Below are 25011 nucleotides of genomic sequence, written 5' to 3'. Positions count from 1 at the left end.
CCCGGCACAGGCGTTTGACTCTGACATTGACGTCAAGGTTTAGCTTAGCCGCCATGGCAACGAACCACAGCACCCAGCAATCTCCAACCATCGATCCGAAGGCCCTGGCGGGTAAGAAGGCCGTGGTCACCGGAGGCACCATCGGCATGGGCCGGGCCATCGTCCAGGCCTTAACCGACCGCGGCGCCGAAGTGATCTACACCGGACGCAGCGACCAGCGACTCGCCGAGGCCCAGGCGGCGCTCGACACCCCACTGGCCCACGCGGTGCGCTCCGACGCCACTGACGCCATCGCCATCGCCACCCTCGGCGATCAGGTCGCCGACCGCCTCGGCCGCATCGACTACCTGTTCGTCAACCAGGGCATCGCCGAGTTCCAGACGCTCGAAGAGGCAACCGAGGAATCGTGGGACCGCATCTTCAACGTCAACGCCAAGGGCGCCTTCTTCACCGTCCAGCGGCTGGCGCCGCTGATGTCCGAGGGCGGCTCGATCGTGTTCACCACCGTCTCCAACGACCAAATCTTCCCAGGTCTCAGCGCCTACTCCGGGGCGAAGGAGGCCGTCGCCGCCTTCGCCAAGGTGCTCGCCGCCGAGCTGCTCCCCCGCAAGGTCCGCGTCAACGCGATCGCCCCCGGGTTCATCCTCACTCCCACCATGGGCGTCGCCGAACTGACCGACGAGCAGCGCGCCGAGTTCATAGAACAGGGCAACGCCTCTACGCCGATGGGCCGGGGAGGCACCGTGGAGGAGATCGCCGCCGCCGCGCTGTACCTGGCCGTCGAGGCCACCTTTACCACCGGCGTGGAACTGCCCGTGGACGGCGGGTTCGGCCAGGGCATCGGCGAATGACAGCCCCCACCCGGTAGGCGGCCCCGGATCGACTCCGCTGCGCCGAAGCGAACGTACGCAGACCGCAACCTGTCCTCCTGCGATCCACTCAGCCGGTCGCAGGAGGACATGAATGCTGCCTGCTCCCGCTGGCGCCCCGAGGCGGCGGAGGAGGAGATCGTGGACGTCACACACTTCGGCGGCGTGGGCAGGAAGCCGTAGGTCGGCCGGCGCACACGAAGCGGATTCCTCCGGTCCGCCCCGTAGCGGGCACGGGCGGACGGGGGTACTACGGAAGGGTGAGGGCCACCCCCCCCGGGCCCTCCCTCTCCAAGGAGGAACCATGCAGCAGCCCGCCGGCACCACACCCATGAGCAAGGAGATGCAGGACTGCGTCGAGGCGTGCATGTCCTGTCACAGCGCGTGCGAGGAGACGATGAGCTCCTGTATGCAGATGGGCGGCCAGGCCCAGATGCAGATCATGCGCGCGCTCATCGACTGTTCCGAGACGACCCGTATGTGTGCGGACATGATGATGCGCCGCTCACCGATGTCGGCCGACATGTGCGCCCTGTGCGCCAAGGCCTGTGACACGTGCGCCGAGGCGTGTATGTCCCTGCCCGACGACCCCCAGATGATGGCCTGCGCCGATGCCTGCCGCCGCTGCGCGCAGACCTGCCGCACGATGGCGGGGGCCACGATGTGACCCTGCCTGCCGAACTTCAAGGGCACCCCTGGGGTGCCCTTGATCGTTTGATCGTTCAGGAGAACAGCGGCTCCAACGCCCGCTCCAGATCCGCCGGTTCGCGGAAGTGGAGCGGGCGCATGCCCAGGGCTGCCGCCGCCTCCACGTTCTCCGCGGTGTCGTCGACGAAGAGGCAGCGGTCGGCCGGTACGCCGGCCCGTTTCGCCGCCAGTTCGTAGATGCGGGGGTCCGGTTTGGCCAGGCCGACGCGGGCGCTGCTCACCACGTCGTCCGCGAGGTCGGCCAGGCCCAGCGAGGCGAGGTCGGCCTCGAGCCTGAGGAACGCGTTCGTGACGAGGACCAGTGGGACGCGAGTGCGGGCGCGGCGCAGCGCGGCCACGACCCGCTCGTCGGCGTGGAAGGGCGAGTCCACGAGCGCCCGGCCGAGTGCGTCGGCCGTCGCCCCCGGCACCTGGCCGGTCAGGGCCCTGGCGATCGATTCCGCCCACTCCTGCGCGGTGATCCGGCCCAGGATCAGCGGCTCGACGCGCTCCGGCGCGAAGGCGACCTTCATGGTGGTGCCCTCGGCCAGTCCCGCCGAGCGTTCCAACGCGGTCAGCGGGGAGTTGTCGTAGTACCGGATCACGTTGTCCACGTCGCAGAGCACCGCGTCGAACGGTGCTCTGCCGACGGGATCACTCACTCGACACCGTGACCTTCTCGTCGTTGTTCAGCTGCTCCACCAGCGTCTTCAGCTTGGTCTTGTCCCAGACGAGGTTGCCGTTGCTGGAGCCGGAGATCGGCATGTTCATCGACTTGCCGTCGCCGCCGTTGACGCTCTTCATCGCCCAGAACATGGAGCCCAGGTCCCACAGACCCATGTCCTTGTCGACGATCAGCGAGTCCAGGCCCGCGCCCATGGTCGGGTAGAGCTTGAAGGGGTTGAGGACCGTGCTCGGGGTGGCGACCTGGTTGGCGAGGGCGTTGAGGAACTTCTGCTGGTTCTTCGTACGGTCCAGGTCGGAGCCCGCCAGCGCGTACCGGGTACGGACGAAGGCCAGGGCCTCGTCGCCGTTCAGGGTCTGCTTGCCCTTCTTGAAGTCCGCGCCGGACTTGGTGTCCTTGATGTCCTGCGGGATGTCCATCTCCACGCCGCCGACCGCGTCCACGATGTTCGCGAAACCGGCGAAGCCGATCTCGACGTAGTGGTCGATGTGCAGGCCGGTGTTGAACTCGACGGTACGGACGAGCAGTTCCGGCCCGTCCTCGGCGTAGGCGGCGTTCAGCTTCACGTGCCGGCCCGTGCCCTGGTAGGTCTTGCCGGAGTCGGAGCCCTTGTACGTAGGGATCTCCACGTCGGAGTCACGGGGCAGGGAGATCAGCGTGTCGCCGTTGCTGCCGACGTGCAGCAGCATCATCGAGTCGGTGCGCTTGCCCTCGGCGGAGCCGGTGTGCAGTTCCTTCTTCTGCTCGTCGGACAGCCCGGCACGGCTGTCGGAGCCGACGATCAGGTAGTTCGTGCCCTCGCCCGCCTCCGGCCGGTCGATGACCTTGGACAGGTCGACCTCGCGGTTGAGCTTGGAGTCGGCCCAGAAGTACGTGCCGACGGTGGTGACGATCAGCACGGTCACCACGGTGATCGTGGTCCACTTGATGCGCCGGCGCCAGTTCGGCGCGGGGCGCGGCGCGCGGTCACCTCTGGGACCGCCGGGGCCACCGCCGCCGTAGACCTGGCCGGTGTTGTAGCCGCTGTCGTATCCGTTGTCGTAGGCGGTGCCACCGCCGCCGTCGACGTACGACGGCTGCTGCGGGACCCCGCCGTACTGCGGGGCCGCGGGGCCGGGACCCCCGTACCCGCCCTGCCCGGGCGGCGCCGCCGGGCCGCGGCGGACCTGCCGCATCACGCGCGCGCCCTCGGGCTGTGCGCTCGCGCTGCCGCGTCCGTACCGGCTGCCGCGGTTGTCGTCGGACCATGCCTCGGGCCAATCGTTCATGCGCCCCAGTGTGCAGGGCAGAGCCGTATGGCTTACAAGGTTCGTCGGAAAATAAGGGCGGTCCTGTTGCGAAGCTGACACAAATTCCCCGGATGTCACCTCAACATAAGGTGGAGGCCATGACAGACCAGGCCCCAGCTGCGGAATCGGGAACTCCGGATATCCCGGGCAAGCCGACCTCGGTCTCCCGGACCACGCTCAGCCACATCATGACCCACGCCGACACGAACCTGTTGGGCACGGTGCACGGCGGCGTGATCATGAAGCTCGTACCTCGTCTTCGCCGCCGTCGACGGTAAACCGCGCCGGTGCCGCCGGTGCTTCCGGAGACCGAACGCGACAAGCGGCGGTATCAGGAGGCGCAGATCCGTCGGACGCATCGGCTGGCTCGGCGGCGGGAGATCATGGAGTTGCGGGAGCGGAGGGTGGTGGAGGGGCTCGAGGACTGAAGGGCGACTCGGGCTCCGCTTTTCCGTGTTCACCCGTCGCTCGCCCAACTTGCCCAATATCCAACGCTGTTCGCGGGCATCCGCCCCTGTCGGACCCGGGTACAGCCGTGCGAACGTCGTGCGCACCCACCGGTGCAAGGAGCCGGTGTCGAGAACGGAAAAGCACATGCACGGCGACACGCACGACAGTTCAGCTCCCGACCACCGCCGGAAGGCGCCGGGCAGGCGACGGTTCCTCGGGCTGGCCGCGGCCGGGACGGCAGCGGTCGGCGCTGCGGGGTTCGGCTGGGCGGCCTTGGCGGACACGAGCCCGCCGCCCCGGACGTTCCGCTCGCAGCGGCGCATCGACCGCCGCAAGCAGGCCATCGCGACGATCCTGAACGCCGCCGACCCGACGGCCCTCGCGGCCTGGATCACCGGCACCGGGTCCGCCCCCGACGCGATCAAGACGGAGATGGACACCCAGGTCAACGGACTGGCCGATGCCGCGGCGGCCGGCACGGACACGGCCCGCGACAAGGTCGTCGTCTCCTGGGTGCGCACCGCGGAGACTCAGCGCTCGATATGGGACCGCAAGTACGAGTTTCTGCGTACCGGTTCGGGTGGCGCCGGGACCTTCGGGATCATCACCGACGAGGTGCGCGCCAAGTACCCCACCCAGCTGGGCTCGGACCCGCAGTGGGACCCGGACAAGGACTCCCACCGCGAGGTGTGGACGTCCCTGACCTCCGACGAACGCCAGAGCGAGATACTCCGCACGTCGACGGTGCCCGGCGTCTCGCGCCACCACCTGGGCTCCGACGCGGACTTCTTCAACACCACGCCACAGGACTGGACGGACAACGGCCCGGAGGCCCCCCACTACACGTGGCTGCGCGCGAACGCGGCCCACTACGGCTTCCTCCAGACGTACACGGCGGAGTCGGCCAAGAACGACCCCGCGATCAGCCAGGAGCGCTGGCACTGGTCGTACGCGCCGGTCTCCGAGGCGGTCCTGGACTACGTCCGCGCCAACCAGGACGTGATCGCCGACGCACTGGACGAGCTGTGGAGCTACGACCCGACGCGCTTCACCTACATCAAGGCGCACTGGCGCGACTACATGTTCTACGTGAACGAGAAGGCGTACTTCGGCTGAGCCGAGAGTGTCCCGCACACGAGTCCTACGAGCACCCCACCTCATCCCCCCGCACCACCCCAGCCTCCCCCCGAGCCGGATCCTCCGCCTTCACCTCCCGTACCTCACGGAAGTCCGCCCCCGCGATCACCTTCAGCGTCGGCCCCATCCCCTTCACCGGCCGCAGCTCGCTCCCGGGAAGTGCCGCCGCCAGGGACTTCGCCGAGCGGTCCCAGCGGGGGTCGTAGGCGACGACCGTGCGTCGTACGGGGCGAGGCGCGTCGACCGGGAGGCGGGTCGTGCGGAAGCCCTTCGCGGCCAGGGCCGTGTCGACGCGCTTGCCGAGGCCGACCGTGGACGTGCCGTTCTCCACCTGGACGTGGATCTGTCGCGGGGCGACCTCCACGGGGACGGCCCTGCTCTTGGGCTGGTGCACGGCGAGGGGTTGGTCGTCGCGGAGGGAGCGGAAGAGGCGTTCGGACTTCGCGGCGTCCCACTTCACCGTGGAACCCACGCCCTTGACGACGTGTCCCAGCTGTTCGATCGGCACGGTCGTGAACTCCGAGGAGGAGGGGGAGAAGTTGCGCATCGCCCGGCCGAGGGCCAGCAACTCGCCGGTGCCGAAGCCCTTGTCGGCCCGGACCGAGCCCAGTACGGCCCGGGTCACGTCCCGGAACTTCATGGGATTCAGGAGGATCCCGGAGGAGGTCGCCCGCTCGATCAGGGCCGCCAGGAAGCGCTGCTGGCGTTGCATGCGGCCCAGGTCGGAGGCGGTGTCGACGTGCCGGGCGCGGACGTACTGGAGGGCCTGGCCGCCCCGCAGCGTGTGTGTGCCGGGTGGCAGGTCCAGGGCGGTGTACTTGTCCTTCAGCGGCTCGGTGGTGCAGATCTTGACGCCGCCGAGCACGTCCACCGTCTTCATGAAGCTGGTGAAGTCGACTTCCAGGTAGTGGTCGATCTTCACGCGGGTCATGTTCTCGACCGTGCGGACGATCAGGTTCGGCCCGCCCTCCGCGTACGCCGCGTTGATCTTGACGGGATGTCCCTCGTGCCGTTGCCCCGTGGTCTGGTCGATGTGCGCGGGTGTCATGGCGTACGAGTCGCGCGGCAGGCTCACCACGCTCGCCCGCTCCCGGTCCTCCGAGATGTGCACGATCATGATCGTGTCCGTGCAGTGGCAGGGCGCCCCGCCCAGGCGGTACTTGCGCCGCTCCCGCTCGGTGACCTTGTCGCGGGAGTCCGTGCCGACCAGGAGGACGTTCATGCCCGTGCCCGCCCTCGGGCGGTTCTTCATGTCCTTGAAGGGGTCGACCCGTGCGATGTCCGCGTCGAGGCTCGTGATCACCGCGTGGCCGATCCCGGCGGAGGCGAGGACCACCACCGACAGGGTGGTCACCGCCCGCATGACCCAGCGGGGTCTCTTCCGCCGTGCGGGCGGTCGCGGCGCGCGGTACTGCTGGGGGCGGCGCTGCGGCCGGGCGGGGGAGCGGGGCGGCGTGGGCAAGGGAGGACACCTCCGCGAGGACGGCCGTACGTGGGATCCGTGAGCACGGTAGGGCCATACGATCTGCTGCCCGGGGCAGCGACCCCGGCGGCGCGCACTGGTGTCCCCCATTCGCGGTAACGTGAGCCCCCTATGAACGCCAAGCCCGACGTGCAGCTCCCCGCCGTATCTGTGATCATGCCCGTCCTCAACGAGGAGCGGCATCTGCGCGGAGCCGTCCAAGCGATCCTCGCGCAGGAGTACGCCGGCGAGATGGAGGTCGTGATCGCCCTCGGTCCGTCCACGGACCGCACGGACGAGATCGCCGCCGAGCTCGTGGCAGAAGACCCTCGCGTCCACACAGTCCCCAATCCCACCGGCCGTACGCCCGCCGCTCTCAACGCCGCGATCAAGGCCTCCCGCCATCCGATCGTCGTGCGCGTCGACGGGCACGGCATGCTCTCGCCGAACTACATCGCGACCGCCGTACGGCTCCTGGAGGAGACCGGCGCGCAGAACGTCGGCGGGATCATGCACGCCGAGGGCGAGAACGACTGGGAGCGCGCGGTCGCCGCCGCCATGACCTCGAAGATCGGCGTGGGCAACGCCGTCTTCCACACCGGTGGCGCGGCCGGTGCCGCCGAGACCGTGTACCTCGGGGTGTTCCGGCGCGAGGCGCTGGAGCAGCAGGGCGGCTACAACGAGGAGTTCATCCGCGCCCAGGACTGGGAGCTCAACTTCCGGATCCGGGAGGCCGGCGGGCTGATCTGGTTCTCGCCGGAGCTGAAGGTGTCGTATCGGCCCCGGCCGAGCGTGCGCGCCCTCGCCAAGCAGTACAAGGACTACGGCCGTTGGCGGCACGTCGTCGCCCGCTACCACGAGGGCTCCATCAACCTGCGCTACCTCGCCCCGCCGGCCGCGGTGTGCGCGATCGCGGCCGGGATCGTGGTGGGCGCGGCCCTGACGCCCTGGGGCTTCGTGATACCCGGCGGGTATCTCGCGGCGATCGTCCTCGGCTCCCTGCCCGCGGGCAGGGGGCTGCCGTTGAAGGCACGGCTGCAGATTCCCGTCGCCCTCGCCACCATGCACATGTCGTGGGGGTGGGGCTTCCTGACCAGTCCGCGCTCGCTGGCGCGCAAGGTGATCGCGAGCCGGCGGCCCGCGGTGCACGCGGACGCGCACTGACCCTCACGACCAGGTGAACGCCGGGTTCACATGCATGCAGGCCTCCTCGTCGGCGCCGTTGAGCGCCTCGGCGGACTCCGGCGTCCTGTCGTCCTCCTGGGGCGCCTCGTACGTCGTGCCCTCGCGCCAGTCCGCTCCCACGACGAGCGTGACTCCGGAGACGTCCGTCGTCCGCTGCACCGAACTCGCCGGAATGCCCAGGGACTTGGCGATGCGCCGGGCGTCGCCCTCCAGTTCGGCGCTCGGGTAGCGGACGACCGTACGGTCCTCGCTCAGGGCCGAGGTGGTGTCCGCCGACGCCTTGGTGAAGCCCTTGTCCTCGAGCAGCCCGGTCACCGTGCTCGCGCGGCCGCTCGCGGCGCGGAGGGTGTCGGTGCGGGTGCCGTTCTGGACGAGGATGCCGATCTCGTCGTCCTCGGCGGCCGGGTCGGACGGTGACTTCTCGGGCTCGGGGGTCTTCTTCGCGTCCCTGCCGTCCAGCGCGATGTCCTCCCGCACCAGGCGGAAGAGCTTCTCGGCGTCCTGCGTCGGTTCCACGCGCGCGCCCACGTACCGGTTGGGCATCGTGGTCATGGTGATGCGTTTCGGCTCCACCTTGCGCAGCTCGTTGCTGAGGTCGTAGAGCTTCTTCACGGTGTCGAGGCCCGGGTCGACCGTGAGGGCCCGGGTGGCCTTCTCGGCGAGCCCGCGCAGCTTCATCGGGCTGCTCAGGGTGGCGTTCTCGCGCAGGGTGCGGACCAGCGAGTTCATGTACATGTGCTGGGCCTTGGCCCGGGCGAGGTCGCTGCCGTCCTCGAAGCCGTACCGGGTGCGCAGCCACTGCAGGGCCTGCTCGCCCTGCACCGGGTGCGTGCCCTTCTCCAGCTTCAGGCCGGAGCCGTGGCCCTGGCTGTCGCGGGAGTGGATGTTGGCGTCCACGCAGACCGGGACCCCGCCGACGGCGTCCGCCATGGACACCACGCCCGCGAAGTCGACCATCATGAAGTGGTCGATGTGGATGCCGGTGAGCTCCTGCCAGGTGGCCACCGTGCAGCCGGGGCCGCCGTGGCCGAGGCTCTGGTTGGTCATCGTCCGCCCGTCGCTCGCCGGGTACACCTTGTCGTCGTCCGGGTCGGTGCACTTCGGGATCTTCACGAGGGTGTCGCGCGGCATGCTGATGACCGACATGTTGGAGCGGTCGGCGGACAGGTGCACCAGCATCTGCACGTCCGCCAGCGGGGTGGAGCCGAACGTCTCGCGGGCGCCGCCGAGCTCCTGGTTCTCCTCGGTGTCCCGGGCGTCGGAGCCGATGAGCAGGATGTTCAGCGGGGTCTGGCCCGCGGCGTTCGGCGTGGGCTCGGCGACCTTGTTGTCGCCCAGGTTGAGCTCGTCCTTCTTGATGTTGCCGTTCAGGTGCCGGTAGTAGAGGTAGCCGGCGGTGGCCGTGCCGAGTATCAGGACGGCGAGGGTCGCCGCGGACCAGCGCAGCAGCCCGCGCCCCCGCGGTGACCGGCGCCCGCTGTGCCGACCGGCGCCGACCCCTTCGGTGGCCGGTTCGGCCTCCCGCACACTGCTCCGCGTCACCTTCGAGTCCTCCCCGACCTTCCGCCCTCGCGCCATGGCGCAAGCCCGCCGTATGTCCTGGAGACATACGACGGGCCCGTCAGGTTGCTCTAATACGTCAACTGGTCAACTGGCCGACTGGTCAAACTCGTCAGTCAAACTCGTCAACTGGCGCACTGGACCTTGTCGGCTGTGGACTTGTCCACGTTCGGCGTGGCCGCCGAGGCGGCGTTGAGCTTCACGCCCGCGCCCTTGAAGTCCTTGCCCAGGGTCAGGGTCATCGTGGGCAGGCCCTGCGCGTTGGTCACGCTCTCGCCCGGCTTCATCGCCGCTCCGGACAGGCCCATGAGGTCGGCCAGTCGGCGCGCCTGGTCGGCCTGGTCGGGCGCGTACTCGAGCGTCGTCCTCGCCACGTCGGCGTCCGCGTTGCCCGCGTTCTCGGACTTGGTGACGCCCGCGCTGTTCTGCAGCCAGTCCAGTTGATTCTGTGCGCTGCCGGCCGGCGCGCCGCCGTTCAGGACCTGCACCCGCACTTCCGAGGCGTCGGCCTTGGCGCCCTTGAGGCGGGCGGCCACGGCGGCCGCCTCCTTCTTCTTCTGCGTCTTGACCTCGGTGAACGAGATGTCGTTCTTGATCATGTCGAAGACCTGGGGCCCCGTCGCCTCGTCGACGACCACCGTCGCCCTGACCGTCTCGGCGGGGTTGTCCCGCACCGGCACCGTGGTGAAGGTGATGTTCTTCGGCGGCACCTTCTTCAGCTCCAGGGCGATGTCCTTGAGGGTGCCGACCTTGCCGATGGCCTTGTCCACGGTCAGCGCCTTGGTCGCGGCCTCCGCCAGCTTCAGCAGCTTCGTGGGACTGGTGAGGGTGTCGCCGGAGGACATCTTGCGCATGAGCGAGCCCAGGAACTGCTGCTGCACCTTGATGCGGTCGAGGTCGCCGCTGTTGCCGAAGCTCTTGCGGGTGCGGAGGAAGGCGAGGGCCTGCTCGCCCTCGACCGTCGACTCGCCCGCGGGCAGCTTGAGCTTCGACTGCTTGTCGTCGACGGCGTTCTCCACGCAGACCTTGACGCCGTCCACCGCCGTGGTCAGCGTCTTGACCGCGTTGAAGTCGGCCATCATGAAATGGTCCATCGGGATGCCGGTGAACTCCTCCACCGTGCGCATGGTGCAGCCCGGGTCCCGGCCGCTCTCGCCGAGGCTCCGGTTGAAGCGGACGTCCTGCTGGGCCGGGACAGTCACTTCAGTGCCGTCGTCCTTCGTGGCCGTGCACTCGGGGATGTCGACGATCAGGTCGCGGGGGATGCTGAGCGCGGTCGCGTTGGTGCGGTCCTTGGCCACGTGCAGCAGGATCGTGGTGTCGGCGTGGCCTACGCTGCCGGCGTCGCCGTAGCTCTCGTTGCCCTCGCCGGTGCGTTTGTCGGTGCCGAGGACGAGGATGTTGAAGGCCTCGTCCTTCTTGAAGCTGCTCGCGCCCGCGTCGCCGATGTCCTTCGTCTTGACGTTGCCTTCGAGGTGCTTGAGGTAGAAGTAGCCGGCGCCCGCGGCGGCGACCATGACGAACGCCATCGTGCCGCCCGTCCACAGCAGCGCCTTCTTCGCCTTCGACTTCTTCTTCTCCGGCCGCCGCCCGCGCCGACCCGGCACGGGTTCGTCGGCCGCGGGGCGGCGCCTGCGCTGGGGCGGGACCTCGCGGCCGGGGGCCGCGGGGGACGTCGTACGGCCGCGGGCCGCATCCGGTCGGTCAGCGGTGGATCTGCGCGGTCCGGGAACGGACGACCGCGGTGGCGACTGCGGTGCGGAAGGGCTCAGTCGCAGTTCGTATTCGCCGGTGTTCGGATTGAGTACCCACTGGTCTGCGGGGTCGACGTTCTCCACCCGCCCACGGCCTTGTGCGTCCAAGGTTGTCCGAATCCTCCGTCAGGGCCCATGCGGCACCACCCCACTGGATCGCTCACACTATCCGCACAGTTGGGCATCGAGTGAACTTTCCTCGGGTTTTGTTTGAAAAGCAGTTCGAGGAAAGGCAGTTGGCCCAGATGGAGGTCTACCAGCGATACGGTTCGTACACGTTCATGCACTGCCCGGTATCGGATCCGTTGATGGCATCGGACGTGCTCGGCAGGTCCCCGGCCTTCGGTGCCGACTGCTTCTGATACGCCGTCCCCGTACGCCAGTCGGCGCCCACGACGACGGTGACGCCGGATACGTCGGTGGACCTCTGGACCGAACTCACGGGAATCCCCAGGGACTTGGCGACCGCCTGCGCGTCGCCCTCCAGTTCGGCGCTCGGATAGCGCACGAGCGTCCTCTCCTCGGAAAGCGCCGCCGAGGTGTCCGGGGCCGCCTTGGTGAAGCCCTCGCCCACGAGTGCCTGAGTGATCGCGCCCGCGCGGCCGCTGACGGGGCCGAGGGTGGAGGACCCGGTGGCGTTCTGCACGAGGACGCCGATCTCGTCGTTCTCCGCGGCGGGGTCCTCGCTGGTCTTCTCGGAACTCGCCGGCCGCTTCGCCTCCGTCTTCGAGCCGTTGGCGTCGAACGGCACGTCGTCGCGGACCATCGCCCACATCTTCTCGGCGTCCGCCCCGTCCGGCAGCAGGTGGTTGGCGTCCTGGGCGTCCTCGACGGTCGGCATCGTCGTCATGGTGATGCGGTCCGTGGGCACGGTCTTGAGCTGCATGCCCAGGTCGTACAGCTTCTTGACCGTGCCGATCTCCTCGGAGACCTTCAGCGACCTGGTGGCCGCCTCGGCCAGGTCCATCAGCCGGCCGCCGCTGGTGAAGACGTTCTGGTCCTTCAGCGTGCGGATCATCGAGTTCATGTACATGTGCTGGGCCCGGGCCCGCAGCGGGTCACTGCCCCAGGCGTGCCGGGTGCGCAGCCACTGCAGGGCCTGCTTGCCCTGGACCTTCTTCTTGCCCGCGGTCATCTTCAGACCGGAACCGCCCGGCACGCCCGGCAACGGACGGTCCCACACGTTCTGGTTGACGCAGACCTCCACCCCGCCGATCGCGTCCGCCATCTTCACCACGCCCGCGAAGTCGATCGTCATCCAGTGGTCGATGTAGACCCCGGTGAGGTTCTCCCAGGTGGCCAGGGTGCAGCCGGGCCCGCCGCGGGCCAGCGAGGTGTTGATGATCTTGTTCGTCGCCGGGTACGTGTCACCGGTCTCCGGGTCCTCGCACGCGGGGATGTCGACACGGGTGTCACGCGGAATGCTCACCACCGCCGCGCTCTTACGGTCGGCGGAGAGGTGGATGAGCATCTGCACATCGCCCAGCGGCGGGTTGCCGCGGCTGTCCCTGCTGCCGCCCAGCGCCACGTTCTCGTCGGAGTTACGGCTGTCGGAGCCGATCAGCAGGATGTTCATCGGCGTCTGCCCGGCGGCGTTCGGCTCCGCCTTACGCGCCTTGGAGTCGCCGCTGCTGCGCTCGCCCTTCTGGATGTTGCCGTTGAGGTGCTGGTAGTAGAGGTAGCCGACGCCGGCCGTGCCGAGTATGAGGACGGCGAGGGTGTTCGCGGACCATCGGAGTGCGCGGTGCTTGCGCCTCGGCTGCCGCCGCCCGCCGTGCCCGCCCCCTGAGCCGCCTCTGCCGGAGCCGTCGCCGCCGTCCTCATGAGCGCGCCGGACACCCCGCCGCGTTCCCTCCCCGTGCGCACCGCTGTGCGTCATCCCCGTCTCCCCACCCTCGCGCCGCCCTCACTCCGCCGAAATGGGCCTGCCGTACGCCCGGTAAGACGTACGGCAGGCCCCTCAGGTCACTTGGCGCACTCGACCTTGTCGGCCGTGGACTGCTGAACCCCCTCCGGCGCCTTCCTCGGAGCGCCGAGCGACGCGCCCGGCCCCTCGAAGTCCTTGCCCAGGGTCAGGGTCATCGCGGGCAGGCCCTGTGAGTTGGTCACGCTCTCGCCCGGCTTCATCGCCGCGCCGGACAGGCCCATGATGTCGGCGAGCCGGCGTGCCTGATCGGCCTGGTCGGGAGCGTACTCGAGGGTGCTCTTGCTCAACTCCTGGTCGGCGTTGCCGCCGTTCTCGGACTTCAGCACGCCCTCGTCGTTCTGCAGCCAGGTGAGGGTCTCCTGCGCGCTGCCGGCCGGGGCACCGCCGTTGAGGACGCGCACCCGCACTTCCGAGGCGTCGGCCTTGGTGCCCTTCAGGCGGGCGGCCACGGCGGCCGCCTCCTTGCTGGCCTTCTCCTTCTTCTGTGCCTCGACCTCGGTGAACGACACATCGTTCTTGATCATGTCGAAGACCTGAGGCGCCGTCGACTCGTTGAGAACCACGGTCGCCTTGACCTTCTCCGCCGGGTTGTCGATCACCGGGACCGTGGTGAACGTCAGGTTCTTGGTGTTGAGCTTGCCCAACTCCAGCCCGAGGTCCTTCAGCTTGGTGATGCTGTCCAGCTGGGAGTCGACGGTCAGCGCCTTCGTGCCCGCCTCGGCCAGCTTGATCATCTTCGACGGGTTGGTCAGTGTGTCGTTCGACTTCAGCTTGCGCATCAACGCGCTGAGGAACTGCTGCTGCAACGTGATCCGGCTCAGGTCACCGCCGAAGCCGACGGCATGCCGGGTGCGGACGAACGCGAGCGCCGTCTCGCCCGAGATGTGCTGCGTCCCCGCCTTCAGGTCGAGATGTGAGTCCGGGTCCTTGATGTCCTTCGCCAGACAGACGTCGACCCCGCCGACCGCCGAGGTCAGCGTCTTGACCGCGTTGAAGTCGGCCACCATGAAGTTGTCGGCCTGGACCCCGGTCAGCTCGGTGACGGTCCGCACGGTGCAGCTGGGCGTACGGCCGTCCTGGCCGAGGCTCGTGTTGAAGCGGACGTCGGTCGTGCCCGGGATGACCTTCTGAGTGCCGTCCTCCTGCGTGGTCGGGCAGTCCGGGACGTCGACGATCAGGTCGCGCGGGATGCTCAGCGCGGTCGCGTTCGAGCGGTCCTTGGAGACGTGCAGCAGGATCGTGGTGTCGGCGTGGCCTACGCTGCCGGCGTCGCCGTAGCCCTCGTTGCCCGCGCCGGTGCGCTTGTCGGTGCCGATCAACAGGATGTTGATCGCCTTGTCCTTCTGGAAACCGCCGGTGCTCGCACCGTCGTCGGCGACGGAGGTGATGTTGCCGTTCAGGTGCTCGATGTAGAGGTACGCGGCCCCCGCCGCGGCCACCAGCACCAACGCCATCGCGCCGCCGGTCCACAGCAGGGCCTTCTTCGCCTTCGACTTCTTCTTCACCGGCCGACGCCCGCGCCGCCCCGGCAACGGCTCCTCCGGCGCACCGCGGCGCCTGCGCTGGGGCGGGACCTCGCGGCCGGGAGCCGCGGGGGACGCCGTACGGCTGCGGGGCGCACGAGGGGTCCCGGGTGCGCCCACCCTGGCGTCGGTGGCTCTGCGGGGTCCCGGAACGGGCGACTGCGGTGCGGAAGGGCTCAGTCGCAGTTCGTATTCGCCGGTGTTCGGATTGAGTACCCACTGGTCTGCGGGGTCGATGTTGTCCGCCCGCCCACGGCTTTGCGCGTCCACGGTTGTCCGAATACCTCCGTCGGGGCCACGGGGCGCCTTCCCCCCTACAAGGCGCTCGGGTCTCGGTCACACAGTGCACGACCCCAGGTCAGACCTCGTGGCCGGGTGCACCGGATCGCTCACACTATCCGCCCTGTTCGGCGTCAAGCGACGCCGGTGACAAATTCCACTTCCCTACAACTGGGCAATCCGCCCATTTGCTCGGACAGTGACTCCCGTGGTTGGTGAACGCTTTACTCGCAGGTGTCCTCGGCGGCCGTGTTCCCGCGGAACGTGGGTGGGGGTGAAACGGTGGTCGCGGGTTGGCGGTTGGAGTCCTGGTGGGGGTACTCGCTGTAGTCATTCGACTGCTCCTCCGTACCGTTGCCTCCTTCCCCATACGGATTTTCGGCGTCTTCGTCTCGCCTCTCCGGCGAATTGCGGCTTTTCTTCGCAGAATCGCGAGGGGTGTTGTGTGTCACTTCCACCGGTGCGTCTGTGCGCAGTTGTTCGAAGAGTCGTTGCGCCTCGGGTTCCACAAGTTGGTCGCGATTGGCGTTGTAGACATACGACTCCCTCGGCACCGTCAGGAATTGCACACGTTCGGTGGGGATGTCGCGCAGCCCGCGAACGAGTTCGTACAAACCACGCAAGCTGGCCAGTTCCGGGTCGGTCGTCAGGGAGGAAGTGGCCGCGTCCAGCACGGGATAGAGCTTGGCCGGATTCAGCAGTACGTCGTTGCTCCGGACCTTGTTGACGAGCGCCCCGAGGAACCGTTGCTGGCGGTGCATGCGGTCGGTGTCGCTGCCGTTGCCGAGGGACTTGCGGGCGCGGACGTATCCGAGGGCCTGCTCGCCGTCGAGTCTCACCCGGCCCGCGGGCAGGGCGAGTTCGGCGGCCTTGTCGCGGATCGGCTCCTTCAGGCACACCTCGACGCCGTCGACCGCGTCGACCATGTCCTTGAAGCCGTGGAAGTCGACGACCACGTGGTGATCCACACGGATGTTCGTGAGCCGCTCCACGGTCCGGATCGTGCAGGCCGAACCGCCCATCTGAAAGGCGTAGTTGAGCATCACGAACGTGGGCTCGGTGCGGGTGCCGTCGGGGCGTGCGCAGCTCGGTACGTCCACCATCAGGTCGCGGGGCAGGGACACGGCGGTGGCGCTGCGCCGTCCTGCGGCCAGGTGCAGCAGGATCGTCGTGTCGGAACGCTCGGTCCCGGGGTCCCGCCCGTAGCGCCGGTTGTCGTCCCCGGAACGCGTGTCCGAACCCATCACCAGGATGTTCCGCGCCCCGCGGACGAGTGCGGTGGGCCGCTCCTTCTCGTACCGGGAGAGTTCGGCGGCGGCCGCCTCGTCGGAGGTGATGTTGCCGTCCAGCTTCGCGTAGACGCCCCAGCCGACCCCCGCCGCCGCGAGCACGACGAGACCGACGGCCAGACCGCCACTGCGCACCCACCGCCGCCGACGCCGCCGTATCAGCCCTCCTCCGGTGGCCGAGGCCCCCAGCCCCGGCCCGAGACCGGCACCGGCACCGGTCCGTCCGGGGGGCACGTGAGGCCCACCTGCGGTGTCGGTCACGGCTGACTCCACCCCTCATGCGTACGAGCGTGTCGTGCGTGCTGCTCTTACGACGATGGCGTGGATGGGGGGTGGGGGGTGGGCGGAGGTGGGCCGAATGGGGGAGGAGCGCAGGGGTGACGCAGCCTGAGGGCAGTCGTGCCGCTGGGGCGGCACTGGGCGCAGGCGGCACCCCGTGGCACCGGGCTGCGCGACCCACCCCCGCCCAGCACCCACGCGGGTCACTGGAAACGCGGGTACCTACCTCGCCGTAGCACTGACCCGCTCACTCTCGATCCGTTTCGCCAAACTCTCTTCGTCCAGGCGCGAAAGATTCCGGCACAACACCACGGACCCCCCGGTCGCCAACGGCCCGTACAACCCGGCGTTGAGCCCCTCCCACGTGTCGTACGGCAACCCGGACAAGAGCCTGGACCCCGGACCCGTGAGCCCCAGCCCCGTGGCCTCCGCCCGAGCCCGCTCGACAACCTCCGCCGCGCTGAACTCCCGCCCGGCCACGATCAACGCCGGATCCTCGGGGTCGACCGGAGCGAACGGCACGAACCGGTCCCCCTGACTCGGCACTTCGACGGCGTAGTCGACGAAGCCCGCCGGCGTCTGCGGAAAGCGCCCACCCAGCGGACGCAGCGCCAACGCGACCCGCTCCCCGGAGCAAGCGCGAGCCGCCTCCAGCGTGTCCGGCCCGCTCACCACGACATCGGCCGCCGCCGGATCACCGTCGACGTCCGCGATCACCCCCACCGACGAACACGCCAGCAACCACACCGCCGTCTGCCAGTGCGCGGGCAGCAACAGCGCGACCCGGTCACCCGGCCCCGCGGCGAGGTCGCCCTGAAGGAGGTTCGAGGTCTTGGCCACCCAATTGGCGAAGGTGGCCACGGACAATTCGACGCGTTCGCCCGTGGCGTCGTCGTAGAAGGTCACCAGCGGGCGTCCGGGATCCGCGGCAAGCGCGGAACGCAGCAGGTCGGCAGGGGTGCGATCGGTGGCGTTCACCCGCAAAAGCGTACGCGGGCGCACGGCCGCGCACCGGTCGGTCGGGCCGTCGGATCGCCACCGGTTCGGCGGAACGATGCCCGACGGCCCGTCAACTCCCCAATGGACAGATATGTATGATTATGTCCAAGATCGGGGGCATGCGTAGATTCCTTGTTTCCTCGATCGGTGTCACTTGCACGGCGGCCCTCGCCCTCCCCCTGCTCGCGCCGACGGCCTCGGCGAGCGTTCCGGCCACGACGGCCGCTAAACCGTGGTCGTCCGCGGAAGCCCCCGGCAGCACCCAGTCGCTGCCCCTCGCCCCCCTGAGCCGTGACCGCGTCGGCGGCGCCCCCGCCGAACAGGGCCTGCCCCGCCGGGACGTACGACGCTTCTCACTCGTCGGTGTCGTCTGGGACAGCCCCGAGACGGAACTCCACGGCCGCGTCCAGGTCCGTACGCGCGCCGCCGGCTCGGACACCTGGTCCGGCTGGCAGGACATCGAGACGCACAACGCCGACCACGCGGCCGACCCGGAGACGCCCGAGCGCACCTCCGGCCGGGTACGCGGCGCCACCGCCCCGCTGTGGGTGGGCGACTCGGACGGCGTGGAGGTACGCGTCAAGGCGGACGCCGAGCACAGGCTCGAGGAGACCGCCGAAGGCACCCGCACCACCACGGTCGTCTCCCCCCTTCCCTCCGGCCTCCGCCTCGAACTGATCGACCCGGGCGAGGAACCGCCACCGGCGCAGCAGGCCCCGGCCGCCTCTCCCCATGGCGAACCGGCCGAGGACCCGGCCGTCGAGGACCCAGGCGCCGAGGACCCAGGCGCCGAGGACCCGGCCGTCGAGGACCCAGGTGCCGAGGAACCCGCGGTCGAGGATCCCGTAGCGGAGGACCCCGTCGCCGAGGATCCCGTAGCGGAGGACCCCGTCGCCGAGGACGCCTCCGTCGAGGACGCCTCCGTCGCCAACACCGACCTCGTCCCCCTCGGTGCCACCGAGATCCCGGAGTTGAGCCGGCACGAGACGGAGCAGGAGCTGTTCACCCTGAAGTACGGCGAGCTGACGCAGGAGCAGCTGGCGAAGCCGTACATCGGTCCGCGTCCGCGCATCGTCACCCGGCGCGGCTGGGGGGCGGACGAGAAGCTGCGGGAGAGGCAGTTCATCTACACGAAGAAGATCAAGGCTGCCTTCGTGCACCACACGGCGTCCGGCAACGCGTACACCTGCGCGCAGGCGCCCTCCGTCATTCGCGGTATCTACCGCTACCACGTCAAGAGCATGGGCTGGCGCGACATCGGCTACAACTTCCTCGTCGACAAGTGCGGAAACATCTACGAGGGGCGTGCCGGGGGCGTGGCGAAGCCGGTCATGGGCGCACACACGCTCGGGTTCAACAGCAACAGCATGGGCGTCGCCGTCCTCGGCAGCTACGGCTCCACCAAGCCGTCCGCCGACGCGGTGAACGGCATCGCCCGGCTCACCGCGTGGAAGCTGGGCCTGCACGGCGCCAATCCGCGCGGAAAGACATACCTGAAGTCCGCGGGTGGCAATCTCTACCCAAAGGGAAAGAACGTGCGATTGAATGTGATCTCCGGACACCGGGACGGCTTCGCAACGTCCTGCCCTGGTGGGCAGCTCTACCGCAAGCTGGGCACGGCACGCGCGGACTCGGCCCGCTACCAAGGACGTTAGGACGCGGGTCCGGGCCATCAGGACCCGGATCGGGGCCCAGGGGGGTCTGGGAACCGTCCGGGTGGCCCGGGAACCACCCGGGCCACCAGGCAGTCTGTCCGGTTGTCCAGTCTGTCCGGTCGTCCGCCGGTCCGGAGGACACATTCACCGCCGTCGGGGGGCAAGAGCGGAATGCCGCACGACCGTCGAAGGCGCCGCACAACGGTCTGCATACACTGGCCGGCCGAAAGACAGTTCGGCCGGTCCCGGCAGGAAGCAGAGACGACAGGTGACAGAAGCGATCCTCCTGGTCGGCGGCAAGGGAACACGGCTGCGCCCGCTCACGGTGCACACGCCCAAGCCCATGGTCCGCGCGGCCGGGGTCCCCTTCCTCACGCATCAGCTGGCGAGAGCGAGAGCGGCGGGCGTCGACCACATCGTGCTCGCCACCTCCTACCTGGCCGAGGTCTTCGAACCGTACTTCGGCGACGGCTCCTCGCTGGGTCTGCACATCGAGTACGTGACGGAGGAGGAGCCCCTGGGCACGGGCGGCGCGATCCGCAACGTGGCATCCCGTCTGCACTCGGGCCCCGACGACCCGGTCCTGATCTTCAACGGTGACATCCTCACGGGCCTGGACATCAAGGCGCTCGTGCGCACGCACGAGACGACGGGCGCGGACGTGTCGCTGCACCTCACGAAGGTGACGGACCCGCGCGCCTACGGCCTCGTCCCCACGGACGACACGGGCAAGGTCCTGGCCTTCCTGGAGAAACCGCAGACCCCCGAGGAGATCGTCACCGACCAGATCAACGCGGGGGCGTACGTCTTTCGCCGCTCGGTCATCGACACGATCCCGCAGGGCCGCCCGGTCTCCGTCGAGCGCGAGACCTTCCCGGACCTCCTGTCCGCCGGAGCCCACCTCCAGGGCATGGTCGACTCCACGTACTGGCTGGACCTCGGCACCCCGGCGGCCTTCGTCCGCGGCTCCGCCGACCTCGTCCTGGGCCGCGCCCCGTCCCCCGCGGTTCCCGGCCGCTGCGGTGACCGCCTGATCCTGCCGACGGCAAGGGTGGCCCCCGACGCCAAGCTGACGGGCGGCACGGTGGTGGGAGAGGGCGCGTTCGTGGCGGAAGGCGCCCGGGTGTTCGGCAGCACGATCCTCCCCGGCGCCGTCATCGAGCCCGGCGCGGTCATCACCGACTCCCTGATCGGCACCCGAGCCCGAGTGGGCGAACGCTCGATCCTCACCGGCACCGTCATAGGCGACGGCGCGGTCATAGGCCGCGACAACGAACTCCGCGACGGCATGCGCGTGTGGTGCGACGCGCAAATCCCGCCGGGAGCGGTCCGCTTCTCATCGGACCAGTAGCCACCAAGGACGCCGGCCGGGCATCTCGGCCCGTCCGGCGTTTGCGGGGGAGGGGGCGCTGTCTTGAATGGTGAGTGTGTGTCAGCGCCGGTCAGCTGCATCCAGCCCGTCCGGCGTTCGAGGACGAGGAGTTGCCGTCCCGATCCCCCACCCACCCGTGCGGGCGAAGCCATGTCAGCGCCGGTCAGCTGTATCCAGCCCGTCCGGCGTTTGAGGACGAGGCCCGTTCAGGGCCGACAGCGGGGGTCTGGGGGCGGCAGCCCCCAGGGACGGGAAGGGTAGGGGCGGCGGGGGCGAAAACACCCCGACATCAACCACAACGCCGCGCACCTCACAACAGCCCGATATCCCCCCGAGGCATCCGCGGCGCCCGCCGAGCCGGCCCCCTCCCACTCAACAAAATCAACCGAGCCGCCCGATGCCGCTGCCCCGCATACGGCTCCAACAACTCCAACATCACCGCGTCATCGGCATACCGATCCCCCGCCAACGCCCACCCCACGATCCCCGGCAGATGCAGATCCCCCACGGTCACCGCATCCGGCGCCCCATGACTACGCTGCACCACCTCCGCCGACGTCCACGGCCCCACCCCCGGCACCACCTCCAACCGAGCCCGCGCCACCGCCGGAGGCATCCGCACCGCCTCCTCCAACCGCGCAGCAACCCGCACAGCCCGAAGAATCGTCGACGCCCGCTTGTTGTCGACCCCCGCCCGATGCCACTCCCACGACGGAATCAACGCCCACGTCCGAGGCGCAGGCATCACATACATCCGCCCCGGCGCGGGCCCAGGCGCCGGCTCCCCGAACTTCCGTACCAGCGACCGCCACGCCCGATACGCCTCATCCGTCGTGACCTTCTGCTCCAGAATCGACGGAATCAACGACTCCAGCACCAGCCCGGTCCGCGTCAGCCGCAGCCCCGGCCGCCGATGCCGCGCCACCGCCACCACCCGATGCCGAGGCGCGAACACGGACGGATCGTCGGTGGCCCCCAGCAGCTCCGGCAACTGCTCCAACAGCCACTCGGCCCCGGGCCCCCACGCCTCCCCGCGCACCTCACCGCCGTACACAGCCACCCGCAGCGTCCCGGGCCCGGCAGGCGTAAGCGTGGCCCGCCACACGGACCCGTCCGGCATCGCCCGGAACGTCGGATCCCCGGGCCCACGCCTCAGCGGCCCGACCACGAGCCCGAGGTCGAACGGTCCCTCCGGCACCCACGTCCGTACGCGCCCCGGAACCACGCGCGACGCCTCCCGCGCCGCGGGCACGACGACTTCACCACCGCGCACGGTCGTACGCGTGGGCCGGGGAGCGAACCGTCCTGCCACGAATGAGATCCCGGAGAAGTAGGAGGGGTGTCTGAAGTAGGAGGAGTGTCTTCGGAGGCGTCCGAGGTACCTGGCTGCCCTACGAGACTAGGCGTCCGTACGACGAGCAGCGGCCGTACGTCCCATCTCACCGCACTTCGATGAACGCCCCCGCATCCCGCTCTGCCCGAGGCCGAGGCGCCTCAGCCGGATGCCCCACCGCCACGGCCCCCATCGGATCCCACTCCTCCGGCAGCCCGAGCGCCTCCCGCACGACATCCCGGCAGAACATCGTCGAGGACACCCACGCCGACCCCAGCCGCTCCCCGGCCAGCGCGACCAGGAAGTTCTGCACGCCGGCCCCGGCGGCGACCACGAACATCTCCCGCTCGGCCCCGTCCCGCCGCGCGTCGCCGTACGTGTGCGACCCGTCCATGACGAGACACGGCACGACGAGATACGGCGCCTTGCGCAGCACGTCCCCCCGCCGCACCCGCTTGGCTATGGACTCCTCCGACTTCCCGTCCCGCCGCAGATCCGTGACCCACGCGTCGCGCATGGCGTCCAGCAGCTCGGTCCGCGCGGCCTGAGACTCCAGCAGCACGAACCGCCACGGCGTCGTGTGGTGTGGCGCCGGCGCCGTCACGGCCGCGGCCACGGCCCGCCGTACGGCTTCCGGGTCGACGGGCTCGTCGGTGAAGGCCCGTACCGTACGCCGCTGGGTCACCGCCTCCCGGACCGCCTCGGACGTCCCCAGCCGGAACATGTCGTCACGCGCGCTGCGCACCATGACCCGCGCCCCCTCACCGTGCTCCTCACGGTCCTCGGCCACCACATGCGGCAGCCCGCGCAGTACCGCGACGGGCAGCCCGGCCGCCTTGCCCTTCGCCAGATCGCCGGCCGCGGCCAGTTCGTCCGCCGTCGCCACGACCGTCGCGCTGAGCGGATTGCCGTACGCGTCCGTACCCCCGCGCAGATCGTCCAGCACCCGCACGCCGGCGGCGCCGATGGCGACATCCGTGAGCCCCGCGCGCCACGGTCGCCCGAACGTGTCCGTCACGACGACCCCGACATTGACACCGAGGGCGTCCCGCAGCCCGTCCCGGATCGCCCGCGCGGACGCGTCCGGGTCCTCGGGCAGCAACAGCACCGTGCCGGAGGGCGTGTTGGAAGCGTCGACGCCGGCGGCGGCCATCACGAGCCCCTGCCGGTTCTCGACGATACGCAGCGGCCCGCGCCGCGCCACGACCCGTACGGTCTCGGCGTCGATCGCGGCCTCCCGGTCGACCGCCTCGACGACCCGCCCCTCCGCCTTGGACACGATCTTGGAGGTGACCAGCAGCACGTCCCCGTCCACCAGCCCGGGCTCGGCGGCGGCGATCAGCTTGGCGAGGTCGTCACCCTGCCGCACCTCGGGGAGGCCGGGCACGGCCCACACCCGGTAACCGTCGTAGTCGTCGACAGATACGCCGCTCAAGCCGCCCGCACCTCCTCCGCCAGCGCCAACGCCTCCCGGGCCATCTGCGCGGCCGCCTCGAGGTCGGTCATCATCAGCGGCACGGCCCGGCACCGGATCCCGGCGCTCTCGACCCGCTCCACCACGCCGGCGTCCACGGTGTCGACGAGCCAGCCGTCCAGCAGTCCCGAGCCGTAGTGCTCGGCGACCGCCGCGGCCGTCGACTCCACGCCGACCGCCGCGAGCACCTTGTCGGCCATCCCGCGCACGGGCGCGTCCCCGACGATCGGCGACAGGCCCACCACCGGCACCCCGGCGTCGGCGATCGCCTCCCGGATGCCGGGCACGGCGAGGATCGTGCCGATGGAGACGACCGGGTTCGACGGCGGGAACAGCACGACGTCCGCCTCCGCGATGGCCTCCAGGACGCCGGGCGCGGGCTTGGCCTGCTCCGCCCCGACCGGCACGACCGCCTCGGCCGGCACCGAGGCCCGCAGCCGCACCCAGTACTCCTGGAAGTGGACCGCCTTGCGCTCACCGTCCAGCTCGACGGCGACATGCGTCTCGACGCGGTCGTCGGTCATCGGGATCAGCCGCACCCCCGGCTTCCACCGGTCGCACAACGCCTCCGTCACCGCGCTCAGCGGATACCCGGCGCTGATCATCTGCGTCCGCACGATGTGCGTGGCGAAATCCCGGTCGCCGAGCCCGAACCACTCGGGCCCGATGCCGTACGCCGCGAGCTCCTCCTTGAGATGGAAGGTCTCCTCGGCCCGTCCCCAGCCCTGCTCCTCGTTGATGCCGCCGCCGAGCGTGTACATCACCGTGTCGAGGTCCGGGCAGACCTTCAGCCCGAAGAGGTGGATGTCGTCCCCGGTGTTGCCGATGACGGTGACGTCCGCGTCCGGCACGGCCCGCCTCAGACCGCGCAGGAACCGGGCACCACCGATGCCGCCTGCCAGAACCACAATGCGCATGGGAGCAAGTCTTGCAGGCGGGTACGACAACGCGTCACGCGGTTACGGCGTCCACCTCGTCGCGAGCGGCCGGGGCGGAGCATGCGGTGTGCACGGGCATCTCCGTCAAGCCGGGGTAGTAGACGTGCAGGCTCACCGCCGGCTCCAGCGCGTCGTTCACCACCTCGTGCACGTACCCCGGCGCGAACACCCGCTGTGCCCCGGACCCCAACGCGCGCGTGCCGCGCGCCGTGCGCTCGGTGAGTGCGCCGTCCAGGACGGTCAGCACACCGGAGGAGCAGCCGTGGTCGTGCAGCCCGCTGCCCTGCCCGGGCACCCAGGACAGCAGCCACACCTCGTAGCCGGGGCCGGTGCGCAGCCGGTGGTACCAGCGCGTGGTCGCGTCGTACTGGACGAGGTGCTCCCACTGGGAGCGGTCGGCGGCGATGGAGCGGGCCAGGCCGACGAACTCGGCGACGGTGGCCGGGTGCTCGCGCGGTGCCTGGAGCAGGTGCGGGACTTCGAGGATGTCGCCGGCGATCTGGAGGTCGCTGTCGCTGTTCATGGGTGCGGTGGTTCCTCGGCGGAAGAGTGGGGGCTGGCTGGGTGTCGCGTACCGTCCGCCCGGGTCACGGGGGACAGAGGTGCCCTGGTCCGGGCGTGGGGAACAAGCAGCCGAGTCGCGGTGGACTCAGAGGCAGCCGGAGCGCGTTGGGCTCAACAGCTGGAACAGCAACAACAGCTACAGCGAGCGCGGGCAGCACCGAGGGACCCCGCGGAGCGGGTCGAGGTGAGTGCCAAGTTCGCGAGCATGCCCACAAGAACATCGGTTCATACCTGCACTGTCAACTCGACGCCCGGCATGTGGGACATGTTTCACCTCATTCGGTTCATCTATGAGGTGAAA

The 25011-nt window shown here is 69.7% G+C and carries 19 protein-coding genes and 1 pseudogene; 7 read left to right on the top strand and 13 right to left on the bottom strand.

The window, feature by feature from the left end:
- The first annotated feature begins 53 nt into the window (after nucleotides 1–53).
- Together CLM62_RS32725 and CLM62_RS32720 are read left to right on the top strand one after the other, a co-directional pair.
- Nucleotides 54–851, top strand: coding sequence for an SDR family NAD(P)-dependent oxidoreductase (locus CLM62_RS32725; protein ID WP_095753511.1), 798 nt, complete (start codon nucleotides 54–56; stop codon nucleotides 849–851).
- 322 nt (nucleotides 852–1173) lie between these two features.
- Nucleotides 1174–1536, top strand: a complete 363-nt coding sequence (locus tag CLM62_RS32720; protein ID WP_095753510.1) for a four-helix bundle copper-binding protein — start codon at nucleotides 1174–1176, stop codon at nucleotides 1534–1536.
- Between the two features lie 55 nt (nucleotides 1537–1591).
- Here CLM62_RS32720 and CLM62_RS32715 read toward each other — a convergent pair whose 3' ends face one another.
- A complete protein-coding gene (locus CLM62_RS32715; protein WP_095753509.1) occupies nucleotides 1592–2218 on the bottom strand; it encodes an HAD family hydrolase in 627 nt (208 codons plus the stop codon).
- The gene (locus tag CLM62_RS32710) at nucleotides 2211–3509 is read right to left on the bottom strand and encodes an LCP family protein (protein WP_095753508.1); all 1299 of its coding nucleotides are present in this window, start codon (nucleotides 3507–3509) and stop codon (nucleotides 2211–2213) included. The genes CLM62_RS32715 and CLM62_RS32710 overlap by 8 nt, the downstream gene beginning before the upstream one ends.
- A gap of 119 nt (nucleotides 3510–3628) precedes the next feature.
- On the opposite strand from CLM62_RS32710, the pseudogene CLM62_RS32705 reads away from it, so the two are divergent.
- Nucleotides 3629–3958: pseudogene (locus tag CLM62_RS32705) on the top strand (hypothetical protein).
- A gap of 145 nt (nucleotides 3959–4103) precedes the next feature.
- Complete coding sequence (locus CLM62_RS32700) at nucleotides 4104–5096, top strand: D-alanyl-D-alanine carboxypeptidase family protein (protein ID WP_143659191.1); 993 nt, start codon at nucleotides 4104–4106, stop codon at nucleotides 5094–5096.
- 25 nt (nucleotides 5097–5121) lie between these two features.
- On the opposite strand, the gene CLM62_RS32695 is transcribed toward CLM62_RS32700, so the two are convergent.
- Nucleotides 5122–6480, bottom strand: a complete 1359-nt coding sequence (locus tag CLM62_RS32695) for an LCP family protein (protein WP_373559211.1) — start codon at nucleotides 6478–6480, stop codon at nucleotides 5122–5124.
- Nucleotides 6481–6711: 231 nt separating this feature from the next.
- Between CLM62_RS32695 and CLM62_RS32690 the strand changes: the two genes are divergently transcribed.
- Nucleotides 6712–7743 carry a glycosyltransferase family 2 protein gene (locus tag CLM62_RS32690; RefSeq protein WP_095753505.1) on the top strand — a complete coding sequence of 344 codons (1032 nt, stop codon included), beginning with the start codon at nucleotides 6712–6714 and terminating at the stop codon, nucleotides 7741–7743.
- A 3-nt stretch (nucleotides 7744–7746) separates the two neighbouring features.
- Here the strand turns inward: CLM62_RS32690 and CLM62_RS32685 are convergent, their stop codons facing one another.
- The 6 genes from CLM62_RS32685 to CLM62_RS32660 all read right to left on the bottom strand — a co-directional run bounded on the left by CLM62_RS32685 (nucleotide 7747) and on the right by CLM62_RS32660 (nucleotide 17353).
- Complete coding sequence (locus tag CLM62_RS32685; RefSeq protein WP_095753591.1) at nucleotides 7747–9291, bottom strand: LCP family protein; 1545 nt, start codon at nucleotides 9289–9291, stop codon at nucleotides 7747–7749.
- 158 nt (nucleotides 9292–9449) lie between these two features.
- A complete protein-coding gene (locus tag CLM62_RS32680) occupies nucleotides 9450–11186 on the bottom strand; it encodes an LCP family protein (protein ID WP_095753504.1) in 1737 nt (578 codons plus the stop codon).
- A gap of 145 nt (nucleotides 11187–11331) precedes the next feature.
- The gene (locus CLM62_RS32675; protein ID WP_095753503.1) at nucleotides 11332–12957 is read right to left on the bottom strand and encodes an LCP family protein; all 1626 of its coding nucleotides are present in this window, start codon (nucleotides 12955–12957) and stop codon (nucleotides 11332–11334) included.
- Nucleotides 12958–13043: 86 nt separating this feature from the next.
- Nucleotides 13044–14798 carry an LCP family protein gene (locus CLM62_RS32670; RefSeq protein WP_095753502.1) on the bottom strand — a complete coding sequence of 585 codons (1755 nt, stop codon included), beginning with the start codon at nucleotides 14796–14798 and terminating at the stop codon, nucleotides 13044–13046.
- A gap of 233 nt (nucleotides 14799–15031) precedes the next feature.
- Nucleotides 15032–16357 carry an LCP family protein gene (locus CLM62_RS32665; RefSeq protein ID WP_373559210.1) on the bottom strand — a complete coding sequence of 442 codons (1326 nt, stop codon included), beginning with the start codon at nucleotides 16355–16357 and terminating at the stop codon, nucleotides 15032–15034.
- Nucleotides 16358–16597: 240 nt separating this feature from the next.
- A complete protein-coding gene (locus CLM62_RS32660) occupies nucleotides 16598–17353 on the bottom strand; it encodes a TIGR03089 family protein (protein ID WP_095753500.1) in 756 nt (251 codons plus the stop codon).
- Between the two features lie 140 nt (nucleotides 17354–17493).
- Here CLM62_RS32660 and CLM62_RS32655 point away from each other — a divergent pair, with 140 nt between their 5' ends.
- Both CLM62_RS32655 and CLM62_RS32650 read left to right on the top strand, forming a co-directional pair.
- Entirely contained in the window at nucleotides 17494–19029 is a 1536-nt protein-coding gene (locus CLM62_RS32655; RefSeq protein WP_095753590.1) for an N-acetylmuramoyl-L-alanine amidase, read from the top strand.
- Between the two features lie 268 nt (nucleotides 19030–19297).
- Nucleotides 19298–20380, top strand: a complete 1083-nt coding sequence (locus CLM62_RS32650) for an NDP-sugar synthase (RefSeq protein ID WP_095753499.1) — start codon at nucleotides 19298–19300, stop codon at nucleotides 20378–20380.
- A 331-nt stretch (nucleotides 20381–20711) separates the two neighbouring features.
- Here the strand turns inward: CLM62_RS32650 and CLM62_RS32645 are convergent, their stop codons facing one another.
- From CLM62_RS32645 to CLM62_RS32630, 4 genes are all read right to left on the bottom strand, one after another.
- Nucleotides 20712–21713: a DNA-3-methyladenine glycosylase gene (locus CLM62_RS32645; RefSeq protein ID WP_095753498.1), complete on the bottom strand. Its 1002-nt coding sequence runs from the start codon at nucleotides 21711–21713 to the stop codon at nucleotides 20712–20714.
- Nucleotides 21714–21840: 127 nt separating this feature from the next.
- On the bottom strand, nucleotides 21841–23169 hold the full coding sequence (locus CLM62_RS32640) for a coenzyme F420-0:L-glutamate ligase (protein ID WP_095753497.1): 1329 nt from the start codon (nucleotides 23167–23169) through the stop codon (nucleotides 21841–21843).
- Entirely contained in the window at nucleotides 23166–24125 is a 960-nt protein-coding gene (cofD, locus tag CLM62_RS32635; RefSeq protein WP_095753496.1) for a 2-phospho-L-lactate transferase, read from the bottom strand. Before cofD ends, CLM62_RS32640 begins: the two co-directional genes overlap by 4 nt.
- A 34-nt stretch (nucleotides 24126–24159) precedes the next feature.
- Nucleotides 24160–24669, bottom strand: a complete 510-nt coding sequence (locus tag CLM62_RS32630) for a cysteine dioxygenase family protein (protein WP_095753495.1) — start codon at nucleotides 24667–24669, stop codon at nucleotides 24160–24162.
- Between the last annotated feature and the right edge of the window lie 342 nt (nucleotides 24670–25011).

This window comes from Streptomyces sp. SA15 (assembly GCF_002291145.1).
Lineage (GTDB): Bacteria > Actinomycetota > Actinomycetes > Streptomycetales > Streptomycetaceae > Streptomyces.
This window is presented reverse-complemented; position numbering and strand designations above follow the sequence as displayed.

Excerpts from the sequence above, each read along its gene's own strand:
- CLM62_RS32725 (WP_095753511.1), top strand. The coding sequence starts at position 54 with ATGGCAACGAACCACAGCACCCAGCAATCTCCAACCATCGATCCGAAG.
- CLM62_RS32720 (WP_095753510.1), top strand. The coding sequence starts at position 1,174 with ATGCAGCAGCCCGCCGGCACCACACCCATGAGCAAGGAGATGCAGGAC.
- CLM62_RS32710 (WP_095753508.1), bottom strand. The coding sequence starts at position 3,509 with ATGAACGATTGGCCCGAGGCATGGTCCGACGACAACCGCGGCAGCCGG.
- CLM62_RS32695 (WP_373559211.1), bottom strand. The coding sequence starts at position 6,480 with ATGCGGGCGGTGACCACCCTGTCGGTGGTGGTCCTCGCCTCCGCCGGG.
- CLM62_RS32690 (WP_095753505.1), top strand. The coding sequence starts at position 6,712 with ATGAACGCCAAGCCCGACGTGCAGCTCCCCGCCGTATCTGTGATCATG.
- CLM62_RS32675 (WP_095753503.1), bottom strand. The coding sequence starts at position 12,957 with ATGACGCACAGCGGTGCGCACGGGGAGGGAACGCGGCGGGGTGTCCGG.
- CLM62_RS32655 (WP_095753590.1), top strand. The coding sequence starts at position 17,494 with ATGCGTAGATTCCTTGTTTCCTCGATCGGTGTCACTTGCACGGCGGCC.
- cofD (WP_095753496.1), bottom strand. The coding sequence starts at position 24,125 with ATGCGCATTGTGGTTCTGGCAGGCGGCATCGGTGGTGCCCGGTTCCTG.
- CLM62_RS32630 (WP_095753495.1), bottom strand. The coding sequence starts at position 24,669 with ATGAACAGCGACAGCGACCTCCAGATCGCCGGCGACATCCTCGAAGTC.